We start from the raw sequence: 20,224 nt of genomic DNA on the forward strand, positions 1-20,224 counted from the left end.
GCCATTCGGACTGGCCGGATCAGGAGGTCAGCCATGTCAAAATCGGATAACGGGTGACCCAAGAACGCCAACAGCCCGGTACATCACGGTGCATGGGGCCACACCTTCTGCGGGGATTCCGTCCCGCGGCCGAAGAATCTCCGGCCGACCGTCCGCTGTCTCACCATTCGGGCGGACTTCCCTCGTTCTGAGCGGTCGACTTGTGGACTTGTCCACATATTCGGCTATGAGTCATGTCACCGGGGCGTGATCGGGGCGTGATCGATCACGGGTGGGCTCGTCGCCGACACCGCCCGTCAGGTAAGAAGGATCCTTACACCCCTCATCCGGGGCTCAGGGCGCGCGTGCGGCGCGCCCGTCGCGCAGGTGCCTCCAGGCCGGTCCGCAACGGGACCGTCCGGTGTCTGCGCGGTGCCCGCCCGTTCCTCAATCAGGGACGGACCCACCCTCAACCTGTGCAAAATGACTTAAGGGGTCAGAAAAGTGGCAGCGGAGATCGTCAACCCTCGCAGCGACGCGAGTACCGGCAACGAGGGCTCCGACGAGCCCTTCGATCCGGCCTTCGCGCTGCATCGTGGCGGCAAGATGGCCGTGCAGGCCACCGTGCCGGTCCGCGACAAGGACGACCTGTCCCTGGCGTACACGCCCGGCGTCGCGAAGGTGTGCAGCGCGATCGCCGAGCAGCCGGAGCTCGTCCACGACTACACGTGGAAGTCGAGCGTCGTGGCTGTCGTGACGGACGGCTCGGCCGTCCTCGGACTCGGTGACATCGGTCCCGAGGCCTCCCTCCCCGTGATGGAGGGCAAGGCCATTCTCTTCAAGCAGTTCGGCGGCGTGGACGCGGTGCCGCTCGCGCTCTCGACGAACGACGTCGACGAGATCGTCGACACCGTCGTGCGGCTCGCCCCGTCCTTCGGCGGCGTGAACCTCGAGGACATCTCGGCCCCGCGCTGCTTCGAGATCGAGCGCAAGCTCCAGGAGCGCCTCGACATCCCGGTCTTCCACGACGACCAGCACGGCACCGCCGTCGTGACGCTGGCCGCCCTGAAGAACGCGGCGCGGCTCAGCGGGCGCGCCCTCGGCGACCTGCGCGCCGTGATCTCCGGCGCCGGTGCGGCGGGCGTCGCGATCGCGAAGTTCCTCCTCGAGGCGGGTCTCGGCGACGTCGCGGTCACCGACCGCAAGGGCATCGTCAGCCGGGACCGCGAGGACCTCACGCCGGTCAAGCGCGAGCTGGCCGAGCTGACCAACAAGGCGGGCCTGTCCGGCTCCCTCGAGGACGCGCTGGCCGGCGCCGACGTCTACATCGGCGTCTCCGGCGGTACGGTCCCCGAGCCCGCGGTCGCCTCCATGGCGCCGGGTGCCTTCGTGTTCGCGATGGCCAACCCGAACCCCGAGGTGCACCCCGACATCGCGCACAAGTACGCGGCCGTCGTGGCGACCGGGCGTTCGGACTTCCCGAACCAGATCAACAACGTGCTCGCGTTCCCCGGCATCTTCGCCGGCGCGCTCCAGGTCCGGGCCTCCCGGATCACGGAGACGATGAAGATCGCGGCCGCCGAGGCGCTGGCCGCGGTGGTCGGCGACGAGCTGTCCGCCGAGTACGTGATCCCGTCGCCGTTCGACGAGCGGGTGGCCCCGGCCGTCACCGCGGCGGTCGCCGCCGCGGCCCGTGCGGAGGGTGTGGCGCGCCGCTGACGCGTCCGTCGTGCGTTCGGAGGAGGCCCCGCCGTTTCGGCGGGGCCTTTTCCGTGCCCGTGGCTACGGGACGTGTGTCACAGGTGACGGTGGTTCCACGGGCAGGGAGCGACGCCTATCGTCAAGGTCATGTTCGCCGCCTACGCAGCCCGCATCGACCGTGATCAGCCGCTGAACGGCCTGGAGTTGGGGGAGCGGCCCGCCCCCGAGAACCGGCCCGGCTGGACCACCGTGAACGTCAAGGCCGCATCCCTCAACCACCACGACCTGTGGTCGCTGCGCGGGGTCGGCCTCGGGGAGGAGTCCCTGCCGATGATCCTCGGCTGCGACGCCGCCGGGATCGACAGCGAGGGCAACGAGGTCGTCCTGCACTCCGTCATCGGCCAGACCGGCTACGGGGTGGGGCCGCGCGAGAAGCGCTCGATCCTCACCGAGAAGTACCAGGGCACCTTCGCCGAGCAGGTGACCGTCCCGGAGTGGAACGTGCTGCGCAAGCCGAAGGAGCTGTCCTTCGCCGAGGCCGCCTGCCTGCCGACCGCATGGCTCACCGCGTACCGGATGCTCTTCACGAACGCCGGTGTACGTCCGGGTGACTCGGTCCTCGTGCAGGGTGCGGGCGGCGGCGTCGCGACGGCCGCGATCGTGCTCGGCAAGGCCGCGGGTCTGCGGGTCTACGCGACCAGCCGCGACGAGGCGAAGCGCAAGCGGGCCGTCGAACTGGGGGCGGTCGAGGCCGTCGAGACCGGGGCGCGGCTGCCGGAGCGCGTCGACGCGGTGATCGAGACGGTGGGCGCCGCGACGTGGTCGCACTCCGTGAAGTCGCTGAAGCCGGGCGGCACCCTGGTGATCTCGGGCGCGACGAGCGGCCCGAACCCGCCGGCCGCCGAGCTGAACCGGATCTTCTTCCTGGAGCTCAAGGTCGTCGGCTCGACCATGGGGTCCAAGGACGAACTGGAGGACCTGCTGTCCTTCTGCGCCGCGACGGGTGTGCGCCCGGTGATCGACGAGACGCTGCCGCTGGATCGCGCCCGCGAGGGCTTCGAGAAGATGGCGGGCGGCGATCTGTTCGGGAAGGTCGTGCTGACGGTCTGACCCGGTCGGAGGGAACGACTGGAGAAGTGCAAAGGGGCGCCCTGTGGGGCGCCCCTTTTCGCGTGCCGCACCGCCCACTGTCGTCAACTTTGGTTGACGCCCTCGTCTTGTCAACCTACATTGACACCATGAGCGATGCGACGGATCTCGCCGAGCAGGCGGGGGCCCGCGATCCGCGGGTTGGGCTGCGGGCGGTCGCCGCGCTGCGGCGGCTCCTCGAGCAACTGGAAGCGGTACAGGTGCGCAGCGCGCGCAATCAGGACTGGTCGTGGCAGGAGATCGCGGCCGAACTGGGAATCAGCCGGCAGGCCGTGCACAAGAAGTACGGGAGGCGATGATGTTCGAGCGGTTCAGCAAGGGCGCCCGGGACGTGGTGAAGGGGGCCGTCGTCCACGCCGAGCGGGAGCGGGCGGAACGGGTCGACGAGGGCCACATGTTGCTCGCGCTGCTCGACGGAAGGGGCACGCGCGGCGCGTTCGCGCTCGGCGCGCTCGGAGCGGACTCCGAGGAGCGGTGTACGTCGATGGGGTCGGCGCTGGCGGGTGCGCGGCGCAGGGCGGGGCTCTCCCGGGCCGATGCGGAGGCCCTCGCGGGCATCGGTATCGACGTGGAGGAGGTCGTGTCCCGGGTCGAAGAGGCGCACGGCGTCGGGGCGTTGACCGGTGGGCGGCGGGTCGGTGGGCATCGGCCGTTCACGCGGGAGGCGAAGGGGGTGCTGGAGTCGTCGCTGCGGATCGCGCTCGCGCACGGCGACCGGTCCATCGGCGATCAGCACCTCCTCCTCGCCCTGGCCTCCCGCCCGGGCACGGTCTCCGAGGTCCTGGCGGAACACGGGGTGACGGCCGCGGGCGTGGAACGCGTGCTGTACGGGGAGGCGGCGGGGGCCTAACGCAGGCTCGACGCGATGTCCGCCGCCGCGCGCGCCAGGTGGCGGCGGATCTCCGAGACCTGGGTCGACGTCACCCCCTCGTCCCGTGCCGCGTCGCGGATGTCGTCGCGGAAGCGGTCCAGGAGACGGTCGAGGTCCCGCGCCGGGTCACCCGTGGTGTCCTCCGACGCCCACGACGGCACGTACTCCGCCGCGACGTCCTCGCTCGGCTGCCGGTACTGCGGCTCCGGCTTGCCCCAGGACTTGCCGAACTCGCCGAACTCCTTCGCCAGTTCGGTGAGGCCTTCCCGCACCCCCGTCGGCCAGTCCCCCCGCGTGAAGTGGTCCTGCACCTGCTCCTGCACGCGCCGGGCCATCCGCTGGAAGTCCTCCGCCGCCTGCGCCCGCACCTGCTCCTGCGACTCCTTGGCCTGGCGGCGCGCCCGCTGCGCCTCCTCGCGGGCCCGGCGGCTCTCGTCCTTCGCCCGCCGTGCCTGCTCCTTCCACTCCTGCTTGGCCCGCCGCACCTCCTCCTTGGTGGCGCGCCACGCCTCCTTGTCGGTGAAGTCGCCCGTGCCGCCGCCCGCGCGGGTCTGCGACGCGGCCGCCCGCACCTCGCGCCGCAACTCGCCCGCGGCGCCCCGCACGTCGTCCCTGATCTCCGCCGCCAGCTCGGCCACGGACTCCCGGATCTCCAGCTCGAGGTCGGCCAGCTCCCCGCTGCGGTCGGCCAGCTCGGCGCGGCCCGCGTCGGTGATCGCGTAGACCTTCCTGCCGCCCTCCGTGGTGTGCGTGACCAGGCCCTCGGACTCCAGCTTGGCGAGGCGCGGGTAGACCGTGCCGGCCGACGGGGCGTACAGGCCCTGGAAGCGCTCCTCCAGGAGACGGATCACCTCGTACCCGTGGCGCGGCGCCTCGTCGAGCAGCTTCAGCAGGTACAGGCGCAGACGGCCGTGGGCGAAGACGGGGGGCATGTCAGAGCACCTTCTTGTCGGACGTGTCGGAGGGGCCTGCGTCCTGCGGCTCCGGGGCGGCGTCGGGGTCCTGTGGCTGCGGCGCCTCCTCCGAAGGGGGCCTGCGCAGCAGGGCGATCGATCCGGAGACCGTCGTCGCCTTGAGCTTTCCGGTGCCGGCGCCGAGCCTACCGGTGATCTTGTGGGCGCCCCAGGCGCCGGAGACCCGCAGGTCCTCGAACGCGTTGGACACCGCTCCGCTCGCCGTGTTCGCCTCCACCTCCGTGTCCGCCGGGTGCGGGATGCGGATGGCGATCTCGCCGGAGACGCTCGTCAGGCTCACGTCCGTGGGCCCCGCCGGGTCGAGGTCGACGATCATCGACCCGCTCACCGTGTCCGCCTTCACGAAGGAGCCGGAGCCCTCGACGACGGTCAGGTCGCCCGACACCGAGTTGAACCGGAGGTCGCCGGTCACGGCCTGCGCCTCGACGCCGCCCGACACCGTGCTCGTGCGCACCGGCCCCGTGACGCCCACGAGTGTCGTGTCGCCGGTGACGCCCTTCACCTCCGTCGGCCCCTCGGTGCCCGAGACCACCGCGCCCGCGCCGACCACGCCGACCTCGACCCGGGTGGCCGCGGGGACCGCGAGCGAGACGACCGCGCTGCGGTGCCAGCCCTTGCGGTCGAGCCACTTCAGGAAGCCCTTCCAGGGCAGGTCGTCGTACGCGACGGTGAGGGTGCCGCCCTCCTGCGTCACGCGCAGCGGCGGACCCTCGATCTCCGAGACCTCCAGGCGGGCCTGTCCCTCGGCCGTGCCCACCACGTTCACCGCACCGCTCACGATGCGTACCTGCAGGGCCGACACCGGCTCGTCGAAGACGAGTTTCTGCGGCTCCGCGACGGACCACTCGGGCATGGTGCGACCTCCTCGACGGCCGGGAGCGAACGCGCCATATCGCGTCCTCTGTCAAACACGATATATCGCGGTTCCGGAAAGTCAAGACTGTCGCGGGACTCCGCGTCCGGCGCTGTCCGGACGCGCCCCGCCGCCCGCCCGGTCGTCCATTTGCTGCGCAAACGCCCCGATTCGCCCTAGCGTGGGGCCATGTCGTCCCTCGAACCCGCCGGTGCGCTGCTGCTCTGCCGCGCCGAACCGTCCGTCGTCGGACCCGCCGCCCAGCTGCTGCACGAGCGCATGCTGCTCACCCGGTCGGGCCCCGAGTGGAGCGTCCTCGTACCCGAGACGAAGCCGTGGCTGTCCCTGGAGGACGGCGGCGGCGAACCCGTGGACCGGGTGCTCGGCGGCTGGGCGGGCGCGCTCGCCGTCGGCGCGAACTGGCCCGTGCTCGCCCTGTGGTGGGACGCCGATCGCAGCGGATTCACGCTGGCCTCCGGCTTCCGCCGCCCCGTCGGCTACGAGTGGCTGGCGAACGGCACACCCGTCGGCGAGGGCGAGGCCCTGCGCACCTTCGCCGCCCGCCTCGGCCTGGACCCCGTACTCGACCTTCAGGCGCTCGAAGCGCTCGCGAAGCCGGACAGCGAGGCCGACGCGCGCTCCCGCATGCTCGGCCTCCTCGCGGTGCTCGCCCGCGCGGGACTCGTCCTGCCGACGGGCCTCACCCCCGGCGAACCGGCCGACCGGCTCCGCGAGGTCGCCCGGATCCAGCCGGACGCCGAGCAGATCACATGGTCGGGCTGGCGCGACGCCGTGCACGCCGAGCTCGACGTCGTCGAGGCCACGAGCGTCGGCGCGTGGCTGCGCGGCCCGCGGGCCCGCTGGCTCGCCGCCGCCCAGCTCGCGGCGGGCGTGCCGCTCACCGTGCACGGCCTGCGGCGGCGCAGCGGCGGCTGGACCACGGCGGGCGCGCTGCTCCTGCTGCACGGCGCGCTCGGCTTCGCGTACGAGAAGCTGCGCGCGGCCCGCGACTGACCCGAGGGGCGGCTACTCGTCCTCGTCCTCGTCGTCCAGGCGCGCCAGCCACGTGGCGAGCCGCTCCACCGGCACCTCGAAGTCCGGGTTCAGGTCGACGAACGTCCGCAGCTGCTCGGCGAGCCACTCGAAGGTGACCTCCTCCTCGCCGCGCCGCTTCTCCAGCTCTTCGATGCCGCGGTCCGTGAAGTACATGGGGCTGTTTCTCCTGCGTGCGGGGCCCGCGCGGGCGCGCGTGCCTGGTGTGTGCCCATCGAGCGTGTGTGCCCGTCAAGCCTATGGGGACCGCCCGCCTCGTGATCCGACCGAGGGGTAGCCCGCGGCGAACCGGGGAAGGACCCTTGTCCCGTCATGGAGGTCACGGGGGAACGGGGAACGGGGGAGCGGCATGGGGCAGGAAGAGACAAGGGTCGCGCGGATAGCGCTGCCGGACGGCACACCGGTGTGGGCCAGGATCTCGGGCTCGGCGGAGGAACTCGGCGTACGGGACGGCGAGTTGTCGTTCTCGGACACCGGCTTCACGGACCGCGTGGAGGCGAGCGTCGAGAGCCTGCACGCGCTCGTCACGGGCGTCGCGCGCTCCCTCGCGCGGCCCCTGCGCGCCGTGCGCCCCGACGAGGTGAGCGTCGAGTTCGGCGTCGAGCTGACCGCCAAGGCGGGCAAGGTCGTGGGGCTGCTCGCGGACGGCGAGGCCAAGGCGGGCATCAAGGTCACGCTGACCTGGAACGAAGGGCCGCCCGACCTGGAGAACCCGCAGCCGCCCGCCGCCGCGGCGACCGCGCCGCCCGCACCCCGCGCATCACCCGGCGCCCCGGCGCACGGCGGCGCCGATCCGACGGTCGCCGGGGCCGGGGCATGACACCCGGGCACGACGGGGGCGCATCGGGCCGACGCGATGCGGCCCTCCTTGCTCTGCGTGAACTCGTCATGGCGGCCACCGTGCGCATTCATCGCACGGGGCCCGGGTATGCAGCCGACGAACCGGGAAGCTTCGTCGGGAGCGGCTTCTTCATCGCCCCGAACTGGGTGCTGACCTGCGCACACGTGGCGCGCGGCGGGGAAGGGGGCGAGCTGGTGGTGGCCTACGAGAGCGGTCCAGGCCGCGGCGTTTCCCTGGTCCCCGCGGAGGTCGTCGCCACCCTCCCCGAGCAGGTCGACCGGGTCGTCCCCGGCAAATGGCCCGCCCCCGACCTCGCCCTCGTCCGGCTCCGCGAACCGGTGGACCACGAGTGCGTCTACGTAGCCGAGCGGCCCGCCGCGTACTACAGCGAGGGGGAGGTCTTCTACGGCGGCTGGACCGTCGTGGACGGACAGGTGTGCCGTCTCGACGGGCCGATCGCCGTCAAGGGCACCATCGGCGACTGGTCGTCCGGCGTGCAGCTGCGCCTCGGCGACAACGACCTGCCGTACGGCATCTCGGGCGGCCCCGTCGTCGACCCGGTGCGCGGCGAGGTCATCGGCGTCCTGAAGTCGCGCGCGGACCACGGGCGGGGCGGCACCTCCATCGGGATCGAGCAGCTGCGCACGCTGCCGGTGCCCGGGCAGGCGGTGCGCGCCGAGCACGACGACCTCTACCAGGCGGTGTGCCACGCGCACGACCGCTACCACCGGGACCGCCAGCGGCAGTCCCACCCGGACCGCAACACCTGGGCCGACGTGCAGAGCCGGCTCGGCGCGCGGCCGGGGCGCACGCTGACGGCGGGGGAGCGCGTCCAGCTGCTCGGCCGCCTCGCCGACCTGCCGCCCCCGGTCAGCACGCGCGGCCTGCTCGACCTCATGGAGTCGCTCCCGGAGTTCGAGGGCGGCGCCCCGCTGCCGTCGCCGCGCGGCTGGCGGGACGGGCTCGGCGCCCTGTACGAGGGCGCGCACGACGAGGGCGTGCGCGGGCTCGTGCTCGACTACGCGATGCGGGTCCTGTCCGCCGACCGCCCCTTCGTCACACCGGGCACCGCGCACGCGGAGGAGTCCCTGTGGGCGTGGGTGCGGCAGGCCGGAGAGGGGCGGCTCGACGGGGGCCGCAGGCGCCGCATCGAGAAGCAGCGCGTGGAGCGCCTCAGGCGGCGCAGGCCGCCCGGCATGCCCCCGGAGCCCGCACCGGACCGCTCGGCACGCCCCGCCGCGCTCCTCGAACTCGTCGAGCGCGGCTGGGAGCGCGACCACTGGGACTGGCAGGTGTACGTGACGCGTCCCGGCGGCGCCCGCGACTGCGTGCGGCAGGACGAGCGCACCCCGACAGACGAGCTGCCCGAGCGGATCGCCGCGCCCCTCGCGGAGGCCTTCCGGCAGTGCGACGAGCCGGGCCGGCCCGCGCTCCTCCAGGTGGTGCTCCCGCACACCCGCCTCGACCTGCCGGTGGACGGCTGGCGGCTGCGCCCCGACGAGCCGCCGCTCGGCGTGCGCGGCCCCCTGGTGCTGCGCTGCGGCGACCGTGACCGGCTGCCCGCCGAGCCGGGCTTCGAGGACTGGGCCTCGCCCGAGTCGGACGCGGACCGCGCCGACCGCTGGCGCTGGCTGCACGCGCACGGCGCCCGCGCCGAGATCCTCGACTGCGACGACGGGGTGCCGCAACCGGTGCCGGAGAGCGGCGAGTTGCGCAATCTGTCGCCCGGATCCGTACCAGTGATGTGCCGCTACGGAGAGCACCGCTACGAGGACGACACCGAGGCGCTGGCCCGGATACTGCTGGGCGGCTTCGGGGTCGCCCTGTGGCGCCGCGGGCCGGCCCGGTCGGCGGCGGTCTGCGGGGAGTTCCACCGCGGCGCGGCCGTCACGGTCGCCGACGCGCGCGGGGCGCGCCATCTGCCCGAGCGCGTCCACGAGTTGCGCAGAAAGCTCCTGGCGAGCCGCACGGAGGCGTACTGGGCCGACGGCATCGCGCTGTTCTACGACGACCCGAACCAGCCCCTGCCGGGCTCCGGGGAACTCCTGGAGGCGCCATGACGCCACCGACCGCCTCCGGGCGCGCCGCGAAGACCTTCGGGCCGGCTCGCCACGGAGCCCTTACCAGCACCACGAACCATCGATACCGTGAGGCACGTCCCTTCGGCTGCCCTGCTGGACGAGTGACGACGAGGACCGGATCATGACCGAATCCAGTGAGTGGCTCATCTACCGCGGCGCAGGCGAACCCCACGAGGGCCTCGACCGCCTGCCACCGCCGCCTCCCTGGCGCGACTTCTCGGGGCGCGACTCGGCCGCGGGGGACGGCTCCGAGGACCGCAGGCTCGGCGCGCACCGGCACCTGGCCGAGCTGCACAGGCCCGGCGCCGAAGAGCTCGAGATGATCAACGCGGCGCTGTATCTGCGCCGCCCCCTGCTGGTCACGGGCAGCCCCGGCGCGGGCAAGAGCACCCTCGCGCACTCGGTGGCGTACGAGCTGGGGCTCGGCAACGTACTGCGGTGGTCCATCGTCAGCCGGTCCACGCTCCAGGACGGGCTCTACCACTACGACGCGATCGCCCGCCTCCAGGACGTGCAGATCGCCGCGCAGGGCGGGTTCGGCGCGGCGGCGGGGACGCCGGGGGCCGTCGAGGGCATCGGGAGCTACATCAGGCTCGGCCCGCTCGGCACCGCGCTGCTGCCCTCCACGACGCCGCGCGTGCTGCTCATCGACGAGCTCGACAAGAGCGACATCGACCTCCCGAACGACCTGTTGAACGTCCTGGAGGAGGGCGAGTTCGCGATACCCGAGCTGGAGCGGGTCGCCGACCGGCTGCCCGACGGAGAGGCCGAGGTGCTCACCGCGGACGGCGTGAAGGTCCGTGTCCGCGACGGCAGGGTGCGCTGCAACGCGTTCCCGTTCGTCGTCCTCACCAGCAACGGCGAGCGCGACTTCCCCGCCCCCCTGATGCGCCGCTGCATCCACCTCGAACTCGGCAGGCCCGACCACAACCGGCTCGCCACCTTCGTCCGCGCCCACCTCGGCGACGAGGCGGCCCGCGCGGGCGACGACCTGATCAACCGCTTCCTGGAGCGCTCCCGCAGCGAACTCCTCGCCACCGACCAGCTGTTGAACGCCATCTACCTCACCGACGCGGCCGCCCCCACCAGCCGCGAGTCCTTCGCCGACCTGCTGATCCAGCGACTCGACCGCCCGAGGTGAAGCGGTGACTCCGGACGCGACCGCGCGTCAGGGTCCCGGTTCGCCCTCGGAGCCCGGACGCCACGACGGGGACCCCGTCGCCGAACTCATCGCCAGGCTGCGGCAGATCGGCCTGGACCCCGACGCCGAAGGCCTCTGCGACGCGCTGTGGCTGGCCCGCCACGCCCGCCCCGCGCGCGTGGCGGCCCCCACCGAGCCCGACCCCGGCCCCCGGCCCTCCTACGACGGACCGCGCCCCGTCAGGACGCCGGCCACCCCGCGCCCCCTGCCCCAGGAGACCGAGCCCGAGCGGCCGACCCCGCAGGTGTACGACGGCGGGGGCGACCGGCGCGTCTCCCTGTACCCCGTGCCGCGCACCGGCGGCTCCGCGCGCGGAGGCGGCCGCACCGCCCCGCTCCCGGTCGGCGTGCCCGCCGCCCCCGCGTTCCCCGCCCCGCTCGAACTCCAGCGCGCGCTGCGGCCGTTGCAGGGATATCGCAGCGCCGCCCCGCCGCTGCGCTCGGTGCTCGACGAGACGGCGACGGCGGAGCGCACCGCGCGCGCGGGCGGTCTCGTGCTGCCCGTGTTCCGCGCGGTGACCCGCGCCGACGCGCGGCTGCACCTCGTGATGGACGCCTCCTCGTCGATGCGCGTGTGGGACCGCATGTTCGTCGAACTCGAGCAGGTCTTCGGCCGGTTGGGCGCCTTCTCCGACATCCAGGTCAGCCATCTGCACGAGGGCCCCGACGCGCAGGCCGCCGTCAGCCGCAGCCCCGAGCTGTACGCCGCGCCCCTGCACTCCACCGACCGGCTCAGCGACCCGTCGGGCCGCCAGATCACCGTCCTCGTCAGCGACTGCGCGGGACCGCTGTGGCGCAGCGGCCGGGCCCACCGCCTCCTGCACCACTTGGCGCGGCAGGCCCCCGTCGCCGTCCTCCAGCCCCTGCCGCAGCGCATGTGGAACCGCACCAGGCTCCCCGTCTCGTACGGCGAGCTGAGCCGCGGCGAGGCCCTCGGCGGGGCCGCGGCCCTGCGCGTACGGACGGCGGCGGGGCCCGCGCCGCAGGCCCGCTCGGGCGCCCTCCCGGTGCCGGTCCTGCCGCCGGAGCCGGTCGCGCTCGGCGCCTGGGCGCGGCTCCTGTCGGGGTCGGGCGCGGGCCCGGTCTCCGGGGCCGTCGGCTGGGTGCGCGCTGACCAGCGGGGTGTGTCGCCGGGCCGCGAGGCGCGCCGCCCGTCCGTCCTCGAACTCGTCAGCCGGTTCCGCTCCACCGCGTCGCCGGACGCGAGCCGGCTCGCCGGATTCCTCGCGGCGGCCCCGCTCTGCCTGCCCGTGATGCAGCTCGTGCAGCGCACCATGCTGCCCGGCTCCGGCCCCTCCGAACTCGCCGAGGTGCTCCTCAGCGGACTGCTCACCCGCGCCAAGGAGGACCACGGCGGCGACGGCGTCCAGTGGTACGAGTTCGCGCCCGGCGTGCAGGAGTCGCTGCTGGGGCCGCTCGGCAGGGACGAGGCCGTGCTCGTGCTCAAGCACTGCTCCGAGTACATCGAGGCCCGCTTCGGCAAGGGCGGCCCGAACTTCCCGGCCCTCGCGCTCGCCCAGCTCGGCGACGGAACCGACGGCTCCGACGGATCCGACGGCGCCGGACGCCCCGCGGGGACCGGCTACCGGCCGCCGCACACCGTCGGCGGCGACAACGGCGAGCGCGGCGCGGAGGACCTCGTCCCGCAACCCTTCGCCGAGGTCGCCGCGCGCGTCCTGGAGCGCTTCATGCCGCTGCCCGAACAGTTCGCGCTGTACGGGCGACCGGGGCACGACGAGCCGCAGGAGGCGCCGCCCACCCACCCCGCCGTCACCCGCGCCCGCACGCTCGCCGCCCGCTTCGACGGCGAGCGCATGGTGCAGGACCTCATCGACGCCGTGCAGCTGCTGCGCGGCGCCACCGAGCACGAGCCGCCCGCGGAGCCGGACTTCGAGCTGTGGGCCGAGTACGCGCACTGCGTGCTGCGCCTGTGGGAGGTGCAGGGCGGAGCCGAGCTGCTGCGCGAGGCCGAACAGGCCGCCGAGCGCGCCGCCGCCCACCCGCACGCGCTGCGCGAACGTGCCGTCCTCGCGCGCGTGCTCTCCACCGCCGCCACCGACCGCAGGCGGCGCGGCGACCGCAACGGCGCGCTCGAACTGCTGCGCAGGGCCGACCGCGAGTACGCGGTGGCCTGCTCGGCACCCGACCTGCCCGAGCAGGAGGCGCTGCGGCTCACCCTGGAGCGCGTCGGCGCCCTGGAGGCGCAGTGGCGGCTCGGCGGCGACAGCGCGCTCCTCCAGGGCGCCGTCGGGATGCTGGAGGCGTTCGTCGACACCTGGCAGGACCGCAGCCACCCACCCGAACTCCCGCTCGCGCACGGCCGGATCCTGCTCCGCCTCGCCGGGGCCTCGGCCGACGGCGAGCAGGCCGTCAAGTACGCCGAGCAGGCCGCCGCCTCGCTGCGCACCGCCCTGGGCGGCGAGGCACGGGACCCGGGCGGCGTGCCGCGCGTACGGGTGCTGCTCGATCTCGTGGACGCCCTCCTCGTCTCCGCCGACGCCCTCGACGAGGCGGCCGCCCGCGTCGACGAGGCCCTCGCCGCCGCCCGTGACCAGCGGCTGCGCGCCGCCGTCCTGGTGCGCGCCGCCCGCGTCGCCCGCGCCCGGCACGCCGAGACCGGCGACCCGCGCGAACTCCTCGACGCCGCCCGCCACTTCGAGCAGGCCGCGCACTGGATGCCGCGCGACTCCGCGGCCCACGCCGACGTGCTCGCCGAGTGGGGCGAGGTGCTGCTGGCCAGGGCGGGCGCCGCGCCGGCCACGCCCGCCGAGCAGGACGCCCTGTCCCGGGCCGTCCGCGTGCTGCGGGACTGCCGCGCCCAGACCCCGGCGGGCAGCGCGCGGCTCGCCCACCGGCTGCTGCTGCTCGGCCGCGCCCTCATGCTGCGCTACCGCGCGCGGGGGGACCGCGTCGACCTGCGCGAGGCCGAACACCTCCTGGGCCTCGCGGCGGCGGAGGCGGACGCCTTCCTGCTGGCCGCGCGCGCCTGGCTGGAGCTCGGCCAGGTGCAGTACGAGGTGTTCCGCAGCCTCGGCCGCCCGGCCCGCCTCGACGACGCCGTCGACGCGTTCCGCTACGCCGCCGAGTCCGCCCGCGGCGCCGAGCGGGAGGCCGACACGGAGCGCGCGGGACAGGAAGCCGTCGTCCTCGGTGCGCAAGCACACCACTTGCGGGGTATGTCCTACGAAGCGGCGGCGCGCCCGCGCGCCGCGCGCGAGGCCTATCGGGCGGCGCGGCGCGAGTGGTCGCGGCTGCCCGACGACAACGTGACCAGGAGCGGACCGACGGCCCGGCAGACCGAACTGCGCATCGCCGAGCTCGCCTGACACCGGACCTTCGGCCGGGGGAGAGGGGACGTCATGCACGCACAGGAGCCACAGCGGGAGCCGGCCGAGCCGTGCCCGGACCTCACCGCACTGAGCCTCGCCGAACTGCGCGAGGCCCGGCACCCCGTCCTGGACGAGGTGCTCGCGGACCTGCGGGAGCGCGAGGAGCGGCCCGGCGAGATGCTCTGGGGGTTCAACAGCGCCCTCTGAAGGGGTCCGTGACGCGAAGCCCCGCGCGCGGAGCCGGTTTCGGTCGCCGCGCGCGAGCGAACCGGACAACGTTGAACCGACCACGTTTGTGCCGCGCGCCCCGCCGGGAAGGCGCCCCGTACGCGCGAGCCCGTGCCGCGGGCGCCCGGCATGGGGGGTACCGGAGTGGCTGGAGTCTCCGAAGGTGCCGTCAGGCCACCGCACCAACGGCCCGTTCCCTTCCGGCAGTTCGTCGTGAAGGTGCACGGCCGCTGCAACCTCGCCTGCCGTTACTGCTACCTGTACGAGGGCCCCGACCACACCTGGGCCGAGCGCCCCGCCGCCGCGCCGCCCGAGGTCCTCGACCGCACCGCGACCCGGATCGCCGAGCACGCGCGCGTGCACGCGCTCCCGCACCTCTCGCTCGTCCTGCACGGCGGCGAACCGCTCCTCGCGGGCGCCGCCACGCTCGGCCGCTTCACCGACCTCGTGCGCGAGCGGGTCCCCGAGGGCTGCGCGGTGCACGCCGTCGTGCAGACCAACGCCACCCTCCTCACCGCCCCGCGCCTGGCGACCCTCGCCGCGCACCGCGTCCGCGTCGGCATCAGCCTCGACGGCGGCCTGGCGGCCCACAACGCCCGCCGCGTCGACCGCGCGGGACGCCCCTCCTGGCCCGCCGCCGCCCGCGGGGCCCGACTGACCGCCGAGCGCTTCCCCGAGACGTACGCCGGGATCCTCGCCGTGATCGACCCCACGCAGGACCCCGTCGAGACCTACGAGTCGCTGCTCGCGCTCCGCCCTCCGGCCCTCGACCTGCTCCTTCCGCACGGCAACTGGACGGCGCCGCCGCCCCGTTGGGAGCCGAGCGGCAGCACGTACGGCGACTGGCTGTGCGCCGTCTTCGACCGCTGGTGGGGCGCGGGACGCCGGGAGACCCGGGTGCGGCTGTTCGAGGAGTGCCTCGCGCTGCTCCTCGGCCTGCCCTCGTCCGTGGAGGCCCTCGGCCTCGCCCCGTTCGACGCCGTCGTCGTCGAGACCGACGGCACGATCGAGCAGGTCGACTCCCTCAAGTCCGCCTACGACGGCGCCGCGTGGACCGGACTCGACGTCTTCCGGCACGACTTCGACGCTGCGCTCGCCCACCCCGCCGTCGCGGCCCGGCAGGCGGGCGCCGCCGCGCTCGCCGCCGACTGCCGGGCCTGCCCCCTGCTCGACGTCTGCGGCGGCGGCCAGTACGCCCACCGCTACCGCGCGGGACACGGATTCGCCAACCCGTCCGTGTACTGCGCCGACCTGCAGCGCTTCATCCGTCACGTGGCGGCGGTGCTCACCGCGGACACGGTGCCCGCCGCCCACCGCGAAGGGGACTCCCCTTGACCTCCGTCATGCTTCCGGAACTCCCGGACCACGCCCTGACCGAACTCGGCCGCACCGAAGGCGGCCCGCAGGCCCTCGCGCTGCTCGTCCGCGCCCAGGACACCCGCAGACTCCTCGCGCTGCGCGCCGTGCTCGACGCCACCGCCGACGCCGACCCCCGGCTGTGCCCGCCCGCCGCCCGCAGGCGCATCGCGGAGGACTGGGCGCTCCTGGAGGCCGCCGACGCCACGGCGCAGTCGCCCGCCGCGTCGCCCGCCCGCACCCGCCTCCTGCACCCCCTCGTCGGCCCGTGGGCCCAGCGCTGCCTCACGCTGCTGCGCACCGACCCCACCCGCCCGGGAGCGCCCGAGCGGAGCCGCCGGCTCGCCGGGGAGCTCGCCCACCTCGGCACCGTCGCCGCAGCCGCCGCCGCCCGCGCGAACCTCCCCTTCACCGTCCGCCTGACACCCCGCGACGGCGCCCTCGTCCTGCCTTCGATCGGCGCGCTGCGTACATCCGCGCCCGACGACACGGCGTACGAAGTCACGTACAGGTACGGCCAGTTGAAGATCCGCGAACCGTGCGGCACCCCCGTCGTCGTCCGCCTGGAGCGCGGCATCGGCGCCTGGTCCGACGACCCGGCCTGGACGCCCGCCCACGCCCTTCCCGGCCTCACCGCCGACGCCGCGCCCACTCCGCTCGACGACCTCGACCCGTACCGCGGCGCCGAGGACGGCGCGCACTACCGGGGCGCCGGCGGACCGGCGACCCTCGACGACGCCGAACGCAAACGGTGGCTCCAGGCCTGGTCGGGCACCGCCGCCGAACTCCGCCTCGGCGGCGAACAACGGCTCACCGAAGCCGTCACCCTGCTGCGCTGCCTCGTCCCGCTCGCCCCGCCGCCCGGCTCCGACCCGCACGACGCCACCGCGAGCACGTGCAGCGGCACCCGGCGCGAGGCCTTCGGCGCCGTCCTCAGCAGCACACCGCCCACCGCGCCCGTCTTCGCCGCGACGCTCGTCCACGAACTCCAGCACACCAAGCTCGTCACCGTCGCCCAGCTCGTCCCGCTGCACCGTGCGGGCGGCGCCGCCCGCTACTTCGCGCCCTGGCGGCCCGACCCGCGCCCCTTCGACGGGCTGCTCCAGGGCGCCTACTCGCACCTGGCGCTCGCCGACTTCTTCCAGCGGCGCGCCCTCCACCTCACCAGGACCGCCGAACGCGAGTCGGCGTGGGCCGTCCACGCCCGCTGCAAGGAGCAGGTGGGCGCCGCGCTGCCCGCCGTCGTCGGCTCCACCGACCTCACCCCGCAGGGCCGCCGCCTCGTCGACCGGATGGTCGCCACGTACGAACGGCTCGACGAGCACCGGCCGCCCCGCGGCCACACCGCACGCGCGCGTGCCTACGTGGACGCGGCCCGCACCCTGTTCTCGGGGCGCCGGATGCGGTCAACTGGGTGATTTTTGGCGCCGGTTGGAGAGAAGATCGGCACATGAGGGGGAAGGGATGGAACCGCGGCGAGCGGAGCCGAGACAGGGCCGTTCCGTCCCTGTCGCGGTGTCGTGCCGAGGTTCTACCATTACGTGCCGGGAGGCCGCTGCATGTCTGGAATCCGTAGGCCGGTCGGAGCCGCCGGCAAGGGGGCCGCGAAATCCACGGTCACCATCAGCTTCGCCGGGTTCAACCGCGCCTGGGCGGCCTGGATCGGCGACCGGCTCGAGCGGCGCGGACTGCGCGTCGTGTACGCCCGCTGGGACTCCCGCGCCGACGTACCGCTCGCCGACCTCCTCGGCGACCTGAAGCTCGCCGAGGGCCGCGTCCTCGTCGTCGTCAGCGAGTGGTACTTCCAGCTCGGGCCGCGCACCCACGAGGAGTGGAACACGGCGCTGCGCCAGGTCGTCGCCCCCGACGCCGACCGGTTCGCCGCCGTATCCGTGACCACGGCGCCGCTGCCCACCGCGGCCACCGTGCTCGCCGCGACGCAGCTCACGAACATGGGCGCCGACGAGGCCGAGCGCCGCCTCCTCGACCGCCTCGACCTTCCCACGGACCTGCTGCCCGAGCCCGCGGCCGGCGAGCGCCGCGGGCCCCGCTTCCCCGCCGCGATGCCCGAGGTGTGGGGCGGCGTGCCCCGCCGCAACACCCGCTTCACCGGCCGCGAGCCGCTGCTGAACGACGCGTACCACCTGCTCCAGGGCTCCGAGCCAGGCGCCGGCGTGCTGACCATGCACGGCATGTCCGGCGTCGGCAAGACCCAGCTCGCCGCCGAGTACGTGTACCGCTTCGGCTCCGAGTACGACGTCGTGTGGTGGGTCAACGCCGAGGGCCGGGTCACGTACCGCCGCCTCATGGCCGAACTCGCGCCGAAGCTCGGCCTGTCCACCGGACCCGAGTACGGCGAGCGGCTGCGCGCCGTCCGCGACGCGCTGCGCCGCGGCGACCCCTACGGGCGCTGGCTCCTCGTCCTGGACGGCGCCGACGAACCCGACCAGATCTGGGACCTCGTGCCCACCGGCCCGGGACACGTCCTGATCACCTCCAGGAACCCCGAGTGGAGCGAGCACAACAGCAAGCTCCTGGAGGTGCCGGTCTACTCCCGCGACGAGTCCGTCGCCTTCGTGCGCCGCCGCGCGCCCCGGCTCACCGAACCCGACGCCGACCAGCTCGCCGAGGCCCTCGAGGACCTGCCGCTGCTGCTCGACCAGACGGCCGGCTGGCTCAACGACTCGGACATGAGTGTCGAGGAGTACATCGGGCTCCTCGAAGGCGGCATCGACCAGGACGTCGTCAAGGTCTCCGCCGACTTCCCCGTCGCCTTCCAGACCGCCTGGTCGATACTGCTCAACAAGCTGCGCGAGACCGTCCCCGAGTCCATCGACCTGCTGCGCCTGTGCACGTTCTTCGCGCCAGGATTCATCCCTGTACGCCTGCTGCGCGAGATGCCGCACGACGAACTGCCCGAACAGGTCGCCGGGCTGCTCAACGACCCGCTGCTGTGGAACAAGGCGATCAACCAGCTGCGCCAGTACTCCGTCGTCCGCCTGGAGTCCCACGAGACGGTCGGCGACGAGTCGGCGGCCTCCGGCGAATCCCTGTACCTGCACCGCATGGTCCACCAGATCGTGCACAAGGACATGCCCGAGGAGGACCGCCGAGAGTTCATCGACGTGGTCCGCAGGGCGCTCGCCGCCGCCGACCCCGGCCGCGCCACCGACACGCGCCTCTGGGACGAGTACGCGGCGATCGTGCCGCACCTGAAGTACGCCGACGTGCTGCAGAGCAAGGACCGCAAGGTCCAGAACATGGTCCTCAACTGCCTGCGCTACATGTACTTCACCGGCGAGTACGTCTCCGGCATCAAGCTCGGCGAGCGCGCCCTCGCCACCTGGAAGCGCACCCTCGGCGACACCCACCAGCGCATCTGGGACCTCTCGTACCACCTCGCGAACCTGCTGCGCGCCGCCGGCGAGTACCAGCGCGCCGAGGAGATCGGCCGCATCGCGACCGCCCACCTGCTCACCGAGCGCGGCCCCGACGACCTCGACTACCTGCGCGCCAACATCGGCCTCGGCGCCGACCTGTGGGGCCTCGGCCGCTACGAGGAGGCGCGCGAGCTGTACGAGTGGCTGTACCCGGCCTACCGCGAACTCCTCGGCGAACAGGACTCCCGCACCCTCAACGCCCTGAACAACCTGGGATTCGCGCTGCGCCTGCTGGGCCGCTACAAGGAGAGCCTCGACATCGACCGGCGCACCCTTGAGGCCCGCAGGCTGCTCCTCAAGAACCGGCACCCCTGGGCGCTGTTCTCCGAGATCCACTATGCGACGAACCTGCGGCTGCTCGGCCGCTACACCGAGGCCGAGTCCATGCAGTCCAAGAACGTCCGCGAGTACCGCATCGTCATGGGCGGCGACAACCCGCAGACCCTGCTCGCCGAGCACAACCTCGCCCAGTGCCTGTACCGGCTCGGCGACCACGGCAGGGCGGGCCCGCTGTTCACCCGCGTCCGCGAGCGCTACGAGCGGCAGCTCGGGGACAACGACCCGCAGACCCTCGCCGCGGCCGTCAGCCACAGCTGCTTCGCCCGCGAGCACGGCGACATCGACCAGGCCCGCGAGACCAGCGAGTACATCCTCGCGCGCTACGAGGAAAAGCTCGCCGAAGGGCACCCGTTCATCGCGGGGGCCCGCGCCAACCACGCGCTGATCCTGCGCAGCGTGGGGGAGCGCGATCTGGCGCACGACCTGATCGAGCGGGCCATGGCCGACATGGCGGCGGCGGTCGGCGAGAGCCACCCGTGGACCGTGGGCTGCGCCGTCAACGCGTCGGCGCTGCGCAACCTCGTCGGCGACCCCGCGTCCGCCGCCGAACTGAGCGCCTCCGCCGCGGCCCGCGCCGCCGAGACGCTCGGCCGCACGCACCCGCTCACCCTCACGGCCCGCGTCGCGCACGCGGCCGACCTGCGGGGCCTCGGGAACCGGCAGGAGGCGGAGAAGACCGAGCAGGAGGCGCTGTCCGACCTCACGTCGACGCTCGGCAAGCAGCACGTCCACACCCTGTCGGCGCGGGCCCGCAACCGGCCGTACTGGGACTTCGAACCGCAGGTGACCTGAGCCGCCCGGCGCGGCACGGAACAGGCCGAAGGCCCGGG

16 protein-coding genes are annotated in these 20,224 nt (G+C 74.1%); 13 read left to right on the forward strand and 3 right to left on the reverse strand.

The features are described from left to right. The first annotated feature begins 483 nt into the window (after nt 1–483). From ACTWJ8_RS25660 to ACTWJ8_RS25675, 4 genes are all read left to right on the forward strand, one after another. Nucleotides 484–1,698: an NAD(P)-dependent malic enzyme gene (locus ACTWJ8_RS25660; RefSeq protein ID WP_356374008.1), complete on the forward strand. Its 1,215-nt coding sequence runs from the start codon at nt 484–486 to the stop codon at nt 1,696–1,698. A 129-nt stretch (nt 1,699–1,827) separates the two neighbouring features. Next, nucleotides 1,828–2,790: a zinc-binding dehydrogenase gene (locus ACTWJ8_RS25665; RefSeq protein ID WP_356374007.1), complete on the forward strand. Its 963-nt coding sequence runs from the start codon at nt 1,828–1,830 to the stop codon at nt 2,788–2,790. Between the two features lie 128 nt (nt 2,791–2,918). Further along, the gene (locus tag ACTWJ8_RS25670) at nt 2,919–3,128 is read left to right on the forward strand and encodes a helix-turn-helix domain-containing protein (protein ID WP_443260379.1); all 210 of its coding nucleotides are present in this window, start codon (nt 2,919–2,921) and stop codon (nt 3,126–3,128) included. Then, a complete protein-coding gene (locus ACTWJ8_RS25675) occupies nt 3,128–3,679 on the forward strand; it encodes a Clp protease N-terminal domain-containing protein (protein WP_356374005.1) in 552 nt (183 codons plus the stop codon). Before ACTWJ8_RS25670 ends, ACTWJ8_RS25675 begins: the two co-directional genes overlap by 1 nt. Here the strand turns inward: ACTWJ8_RS25675 and ACTWJ8_RS25680 are convergent. Together ACTWJ8_RS25680 and ACTWJ8_RS25685 are read right to left on the reverse strand one after the other, a co-directional pair. Beyond that, the gene (locus tag ACTWJ8_RS25680; protein ID WP_443260380.1) at nt 3,676–4,632 is read right to left on the reverse strand and encodes a helix-turn-helix transcriptional regulator; all 957 of its coding nucleotides are present in this window, start codon (nt 4,630–4,632) and stop codon (nt 3,676–3,678) included. The two genes, ACTWJ8_RS25675 and ACTWJ8_RS25680, sit on opposite strands and share 4 nt — an antisense overlap. A 1-nt stretch (nt 4,633) precedes the next feature. Next, nucleotides 4,634–5,527: a DUF4097 family beta strand repeat-containing protein gene (locus ACTWJ8_RS25685; protein ID WP_443260381.1), complete on the reverse strand. Its 894-nt coding sequence runs from the start codon at nt 5,525–5,527 to the stop codon at nt 4,634–4,636. Between the two features lie 189 nt (nt 5,528–5,716). Between ACTWJ8_RS25685 and ACTWJ8_RS25690 the strand changes: the two genes are divergently transcribed. Continuing rightward, entirely contained in the window at nt 5,717–6,541 is an 825-nt protein-coding gene (locus ACTWJ8_RS25690; protein WP_443260382.1) for a hypothetical protein, read from the forward strand. 12 nt (nt 6,542–6,553) lie between these two features. Here the strand turns inward: ACTWJ8_RS25690 and ACTWJ8_RS25695 are convergent, their stop codons facing one another. Next, complete coding sequence (locus tag ACTWJ8_RS25695; protein WP_003961784.1) at nt 6,554–6,736, reverse strand: DUF6104 family protein; 183 nt, start codon at nt 6,734–6,736, stop codon at nt 6,554–6,556. Between the two features lie 193 nt (nt 6,737–6,929). On the opposite strand from ACTWJ8_RS25695, the gene ACTWJ8_RS25700 reads away from it, so the two are divergent. The 8 genes from ACTWJ8_RS25700 to fxsT all read left to right on the forward strand — a co-directional run bounded on the left by ACTWJ8_RS25700 (nt 6,930) and on the right by fxsT (nt 20,186). Beyond that, nucleotides 6,930–7,400 (forward strand): CU044_2847 family protein, encoded by a 471-nt coding sequence (locus tag ACTWJ8_RS25700; RefSeq protein WP_356374001.1) that lies wholly within the window; start codon nt 6,930–6,932, stop codon nt 7,398–7,400. An 80-nt stretch (nt 7,401–7,480) separates the two neighbouring features. Beyond that, nucleotides 7,481–9,481 (forward strand): VMAP-C domain-containing protein, encoded by a 2,001-nt coding sequence (locus ACTWJ8_RS25705; RefSeq protein ID WP_356374000.1) that lies wholly within the window; start codon nt 7,481–7,483, stop codon nt 9,479–9,481. Nucleotides 9,482–9,623: 142 nt separating this feature from the next. Next, nucleotides 9,624–10,643 (forward strand): AAA family ATPase, encoded by a 1,020-nt coding sequence (locus ACTWJ8_RS25710; RefSeq protein WP_356373999.1) that lies wholly within the window; start codon nt 9,624–9,626, stop codon nt 10,641–10,643. A gap of 4 nt (nt 10,644–10,647) precedes the next feature. Then, nucleotides 10,648–14,028 carry an SAV_2336 N-terminal domain-related protein gene (locus tag ACTWJ8_RS25715; RefSeq protein ID WP_443260383.1) on the forward strand — a complete coding sequence of 1,127 codons (3,381 nt, stop codon included), beginning with the start codon at nt 10,648–10,650 and terminating at the stop codon, nt 14,026–14,028. Nucleotides 14,029–14,061: 33 nt separating this feature from the next. Then, complete coding sequence (fxsA, locus tag ACTWJ8_RS25720) at nt 14,062–14,238, forward strand: FxSxx-COOH cyclophane-containing RiPP peptide (protein WP_356373997.1); 177 nt, start codon at nt 14,062–14,064, stop codon at nt 14,236–14,238. A 150-nt stretch (nt 14,239–14,388) separates the two neighbouring features. Then, nucleotides 14,389–15,594 (forward strand): FxsB family cyclophane-forming radical SAM/SPASM peptide maturase, encoded by a 1,206-nt coding sequence (locus ACTWJ8_RS25725; protein WP_443260384.1) that lies wholly within the window; start codon nt 14,389–14,391, stop codon nt 15,592–15,594. A gap of 8 nt (nt 15,595–15,602) precedes the next feature. Next, nucleotides 15,603–17,033 (forward strand): aKG-HExxH-type peptide beta-hydroxylase, encoded by a 1,431-nt coding sequence (locus tag ACTWJ8_RS25730; protein WP_443264992.1) that lies wholly within the window; start codon nt 15,603–15,605, stop codon nt 17,031–17,033. Between the two features lie 141 nt (nt 17,034–17,174). Then, nucleotides 17,175–20,186, forward strand: a complete 3,012-nt coding sequence (gene fxsT / locus ACTWJ8_RS25735) for an FxSxx-COOH system tetratricopeptide repeat protein (protein WP_443260385.1) — start codon at nt 17,175–17,177, stop codon at nt 20,184–20,186. Nucleotides 20,187–20,224 lie beyond the last annotated feature (38 nt).

This window comes from Streptomyces sp. SDT5-1 (assembly GCF_052245995.1).
GTDB lineage: Bacteria > Actinomycetota > Actinomycetes > Streptomycetales > Streptomycetaceae > Streptomyces.

Bases quoted from the DNA above. Each gene is read 5' to 3' on its own strand.
- ACTWJ8_RS25665 (WP_356374007.1), top strand. From the start codon at position 1,828: ATGTTCGCCGCCTACGCAGCCCGCATCGACCGTGATCAGCCGCTGAAC.
- ACTWJ8_RS25670 (WP_443260379.1), top strand. From the start codon at position 2,919: ATGAGCGATGCGACGGATCTCGCCGAGCAGGCGGGGGCCCGCGATCCG.
- ACTWJ8_RS25675 (WP_356374005.1), top strand. From the start codon at position 3,128: ATGTTCGAGCGGTTCAGCAAGGGCGCCCGGGACGTGGTGAAGGGGGCC.
- ACTWJ8_RS25680 (WP_443260380.1), bottom strand. From the start codon at position 4,632: ATGCCCCCCGTCTTCGCCCACGGCCGTCTGCGCCTGTACCTGCTGAAG.
- ACTWJ8_RS25685 (WP_443260381.1), bottom strand. From the start codon at position 5,527: ATGCCCGAGTGGTCCGTCGCGGAGCCGCAGAAACTCGTCTTCGACGAG.
- ACTWJ8_RS25690 (WP_443260382.1), top strand. From the start codon at position 5,717: ATGTCGTCCCTCGAACCCGCCGGTGCGCTGCTGCTCTGCCGCGCCGAA.
- ACTWJ8_RS25695 (WP_003961784.1), bottom strand. From the start codon at position 6,736: ATGTACTTCACGGACCGCGGCATCGAAGAGCTGGAGAAGCGGCGCGGC.
- ACTWJ8_RS25700 (WP_356374001.1), top strand. From the start codon at position 6,930: ATGGGGCAGGAAGAGACAAGGGTCGCGCGGATAGCGCTGCCGGACGGC.
- ACTWJ8_RS25710 (WP_356373999.1), top strand. From the start codon at position 9,624: ATGACCGAATCCAGTGAGTGGCTCATCTACCGCGGCGCAGGCGAACCC.
- fxsA (WP_356373997.1), top strand. From the start codon at position 14,062: ATGCACGCACAGGAGCCACAGCGGGAGCCGGCCGAGCCGTGCCCGGAC.
- ACTWJ8_RS25725 (WP_443260384.1), top strand. From the start codon at position 14,389: ATGGGGGGTACCGGAGTGGCTGGAGTCTCCGAAGGTGCCGTCAGGCCA.
- ACTWJ8_RS25730 (WP_443264992.1), top strand. From the start codon at position 15,603: ATGCTTCCGGAACTCCCGGACCACGCCCTGACCGAACTCGGCCGCACC.
- fxsT (WP_443260385.1), top strand. From the start codon at position 17,175: ATGTCTGGAATCCGTAGGCCGGTCGGAGCCGCCGGCAAGGGGGCCGCG.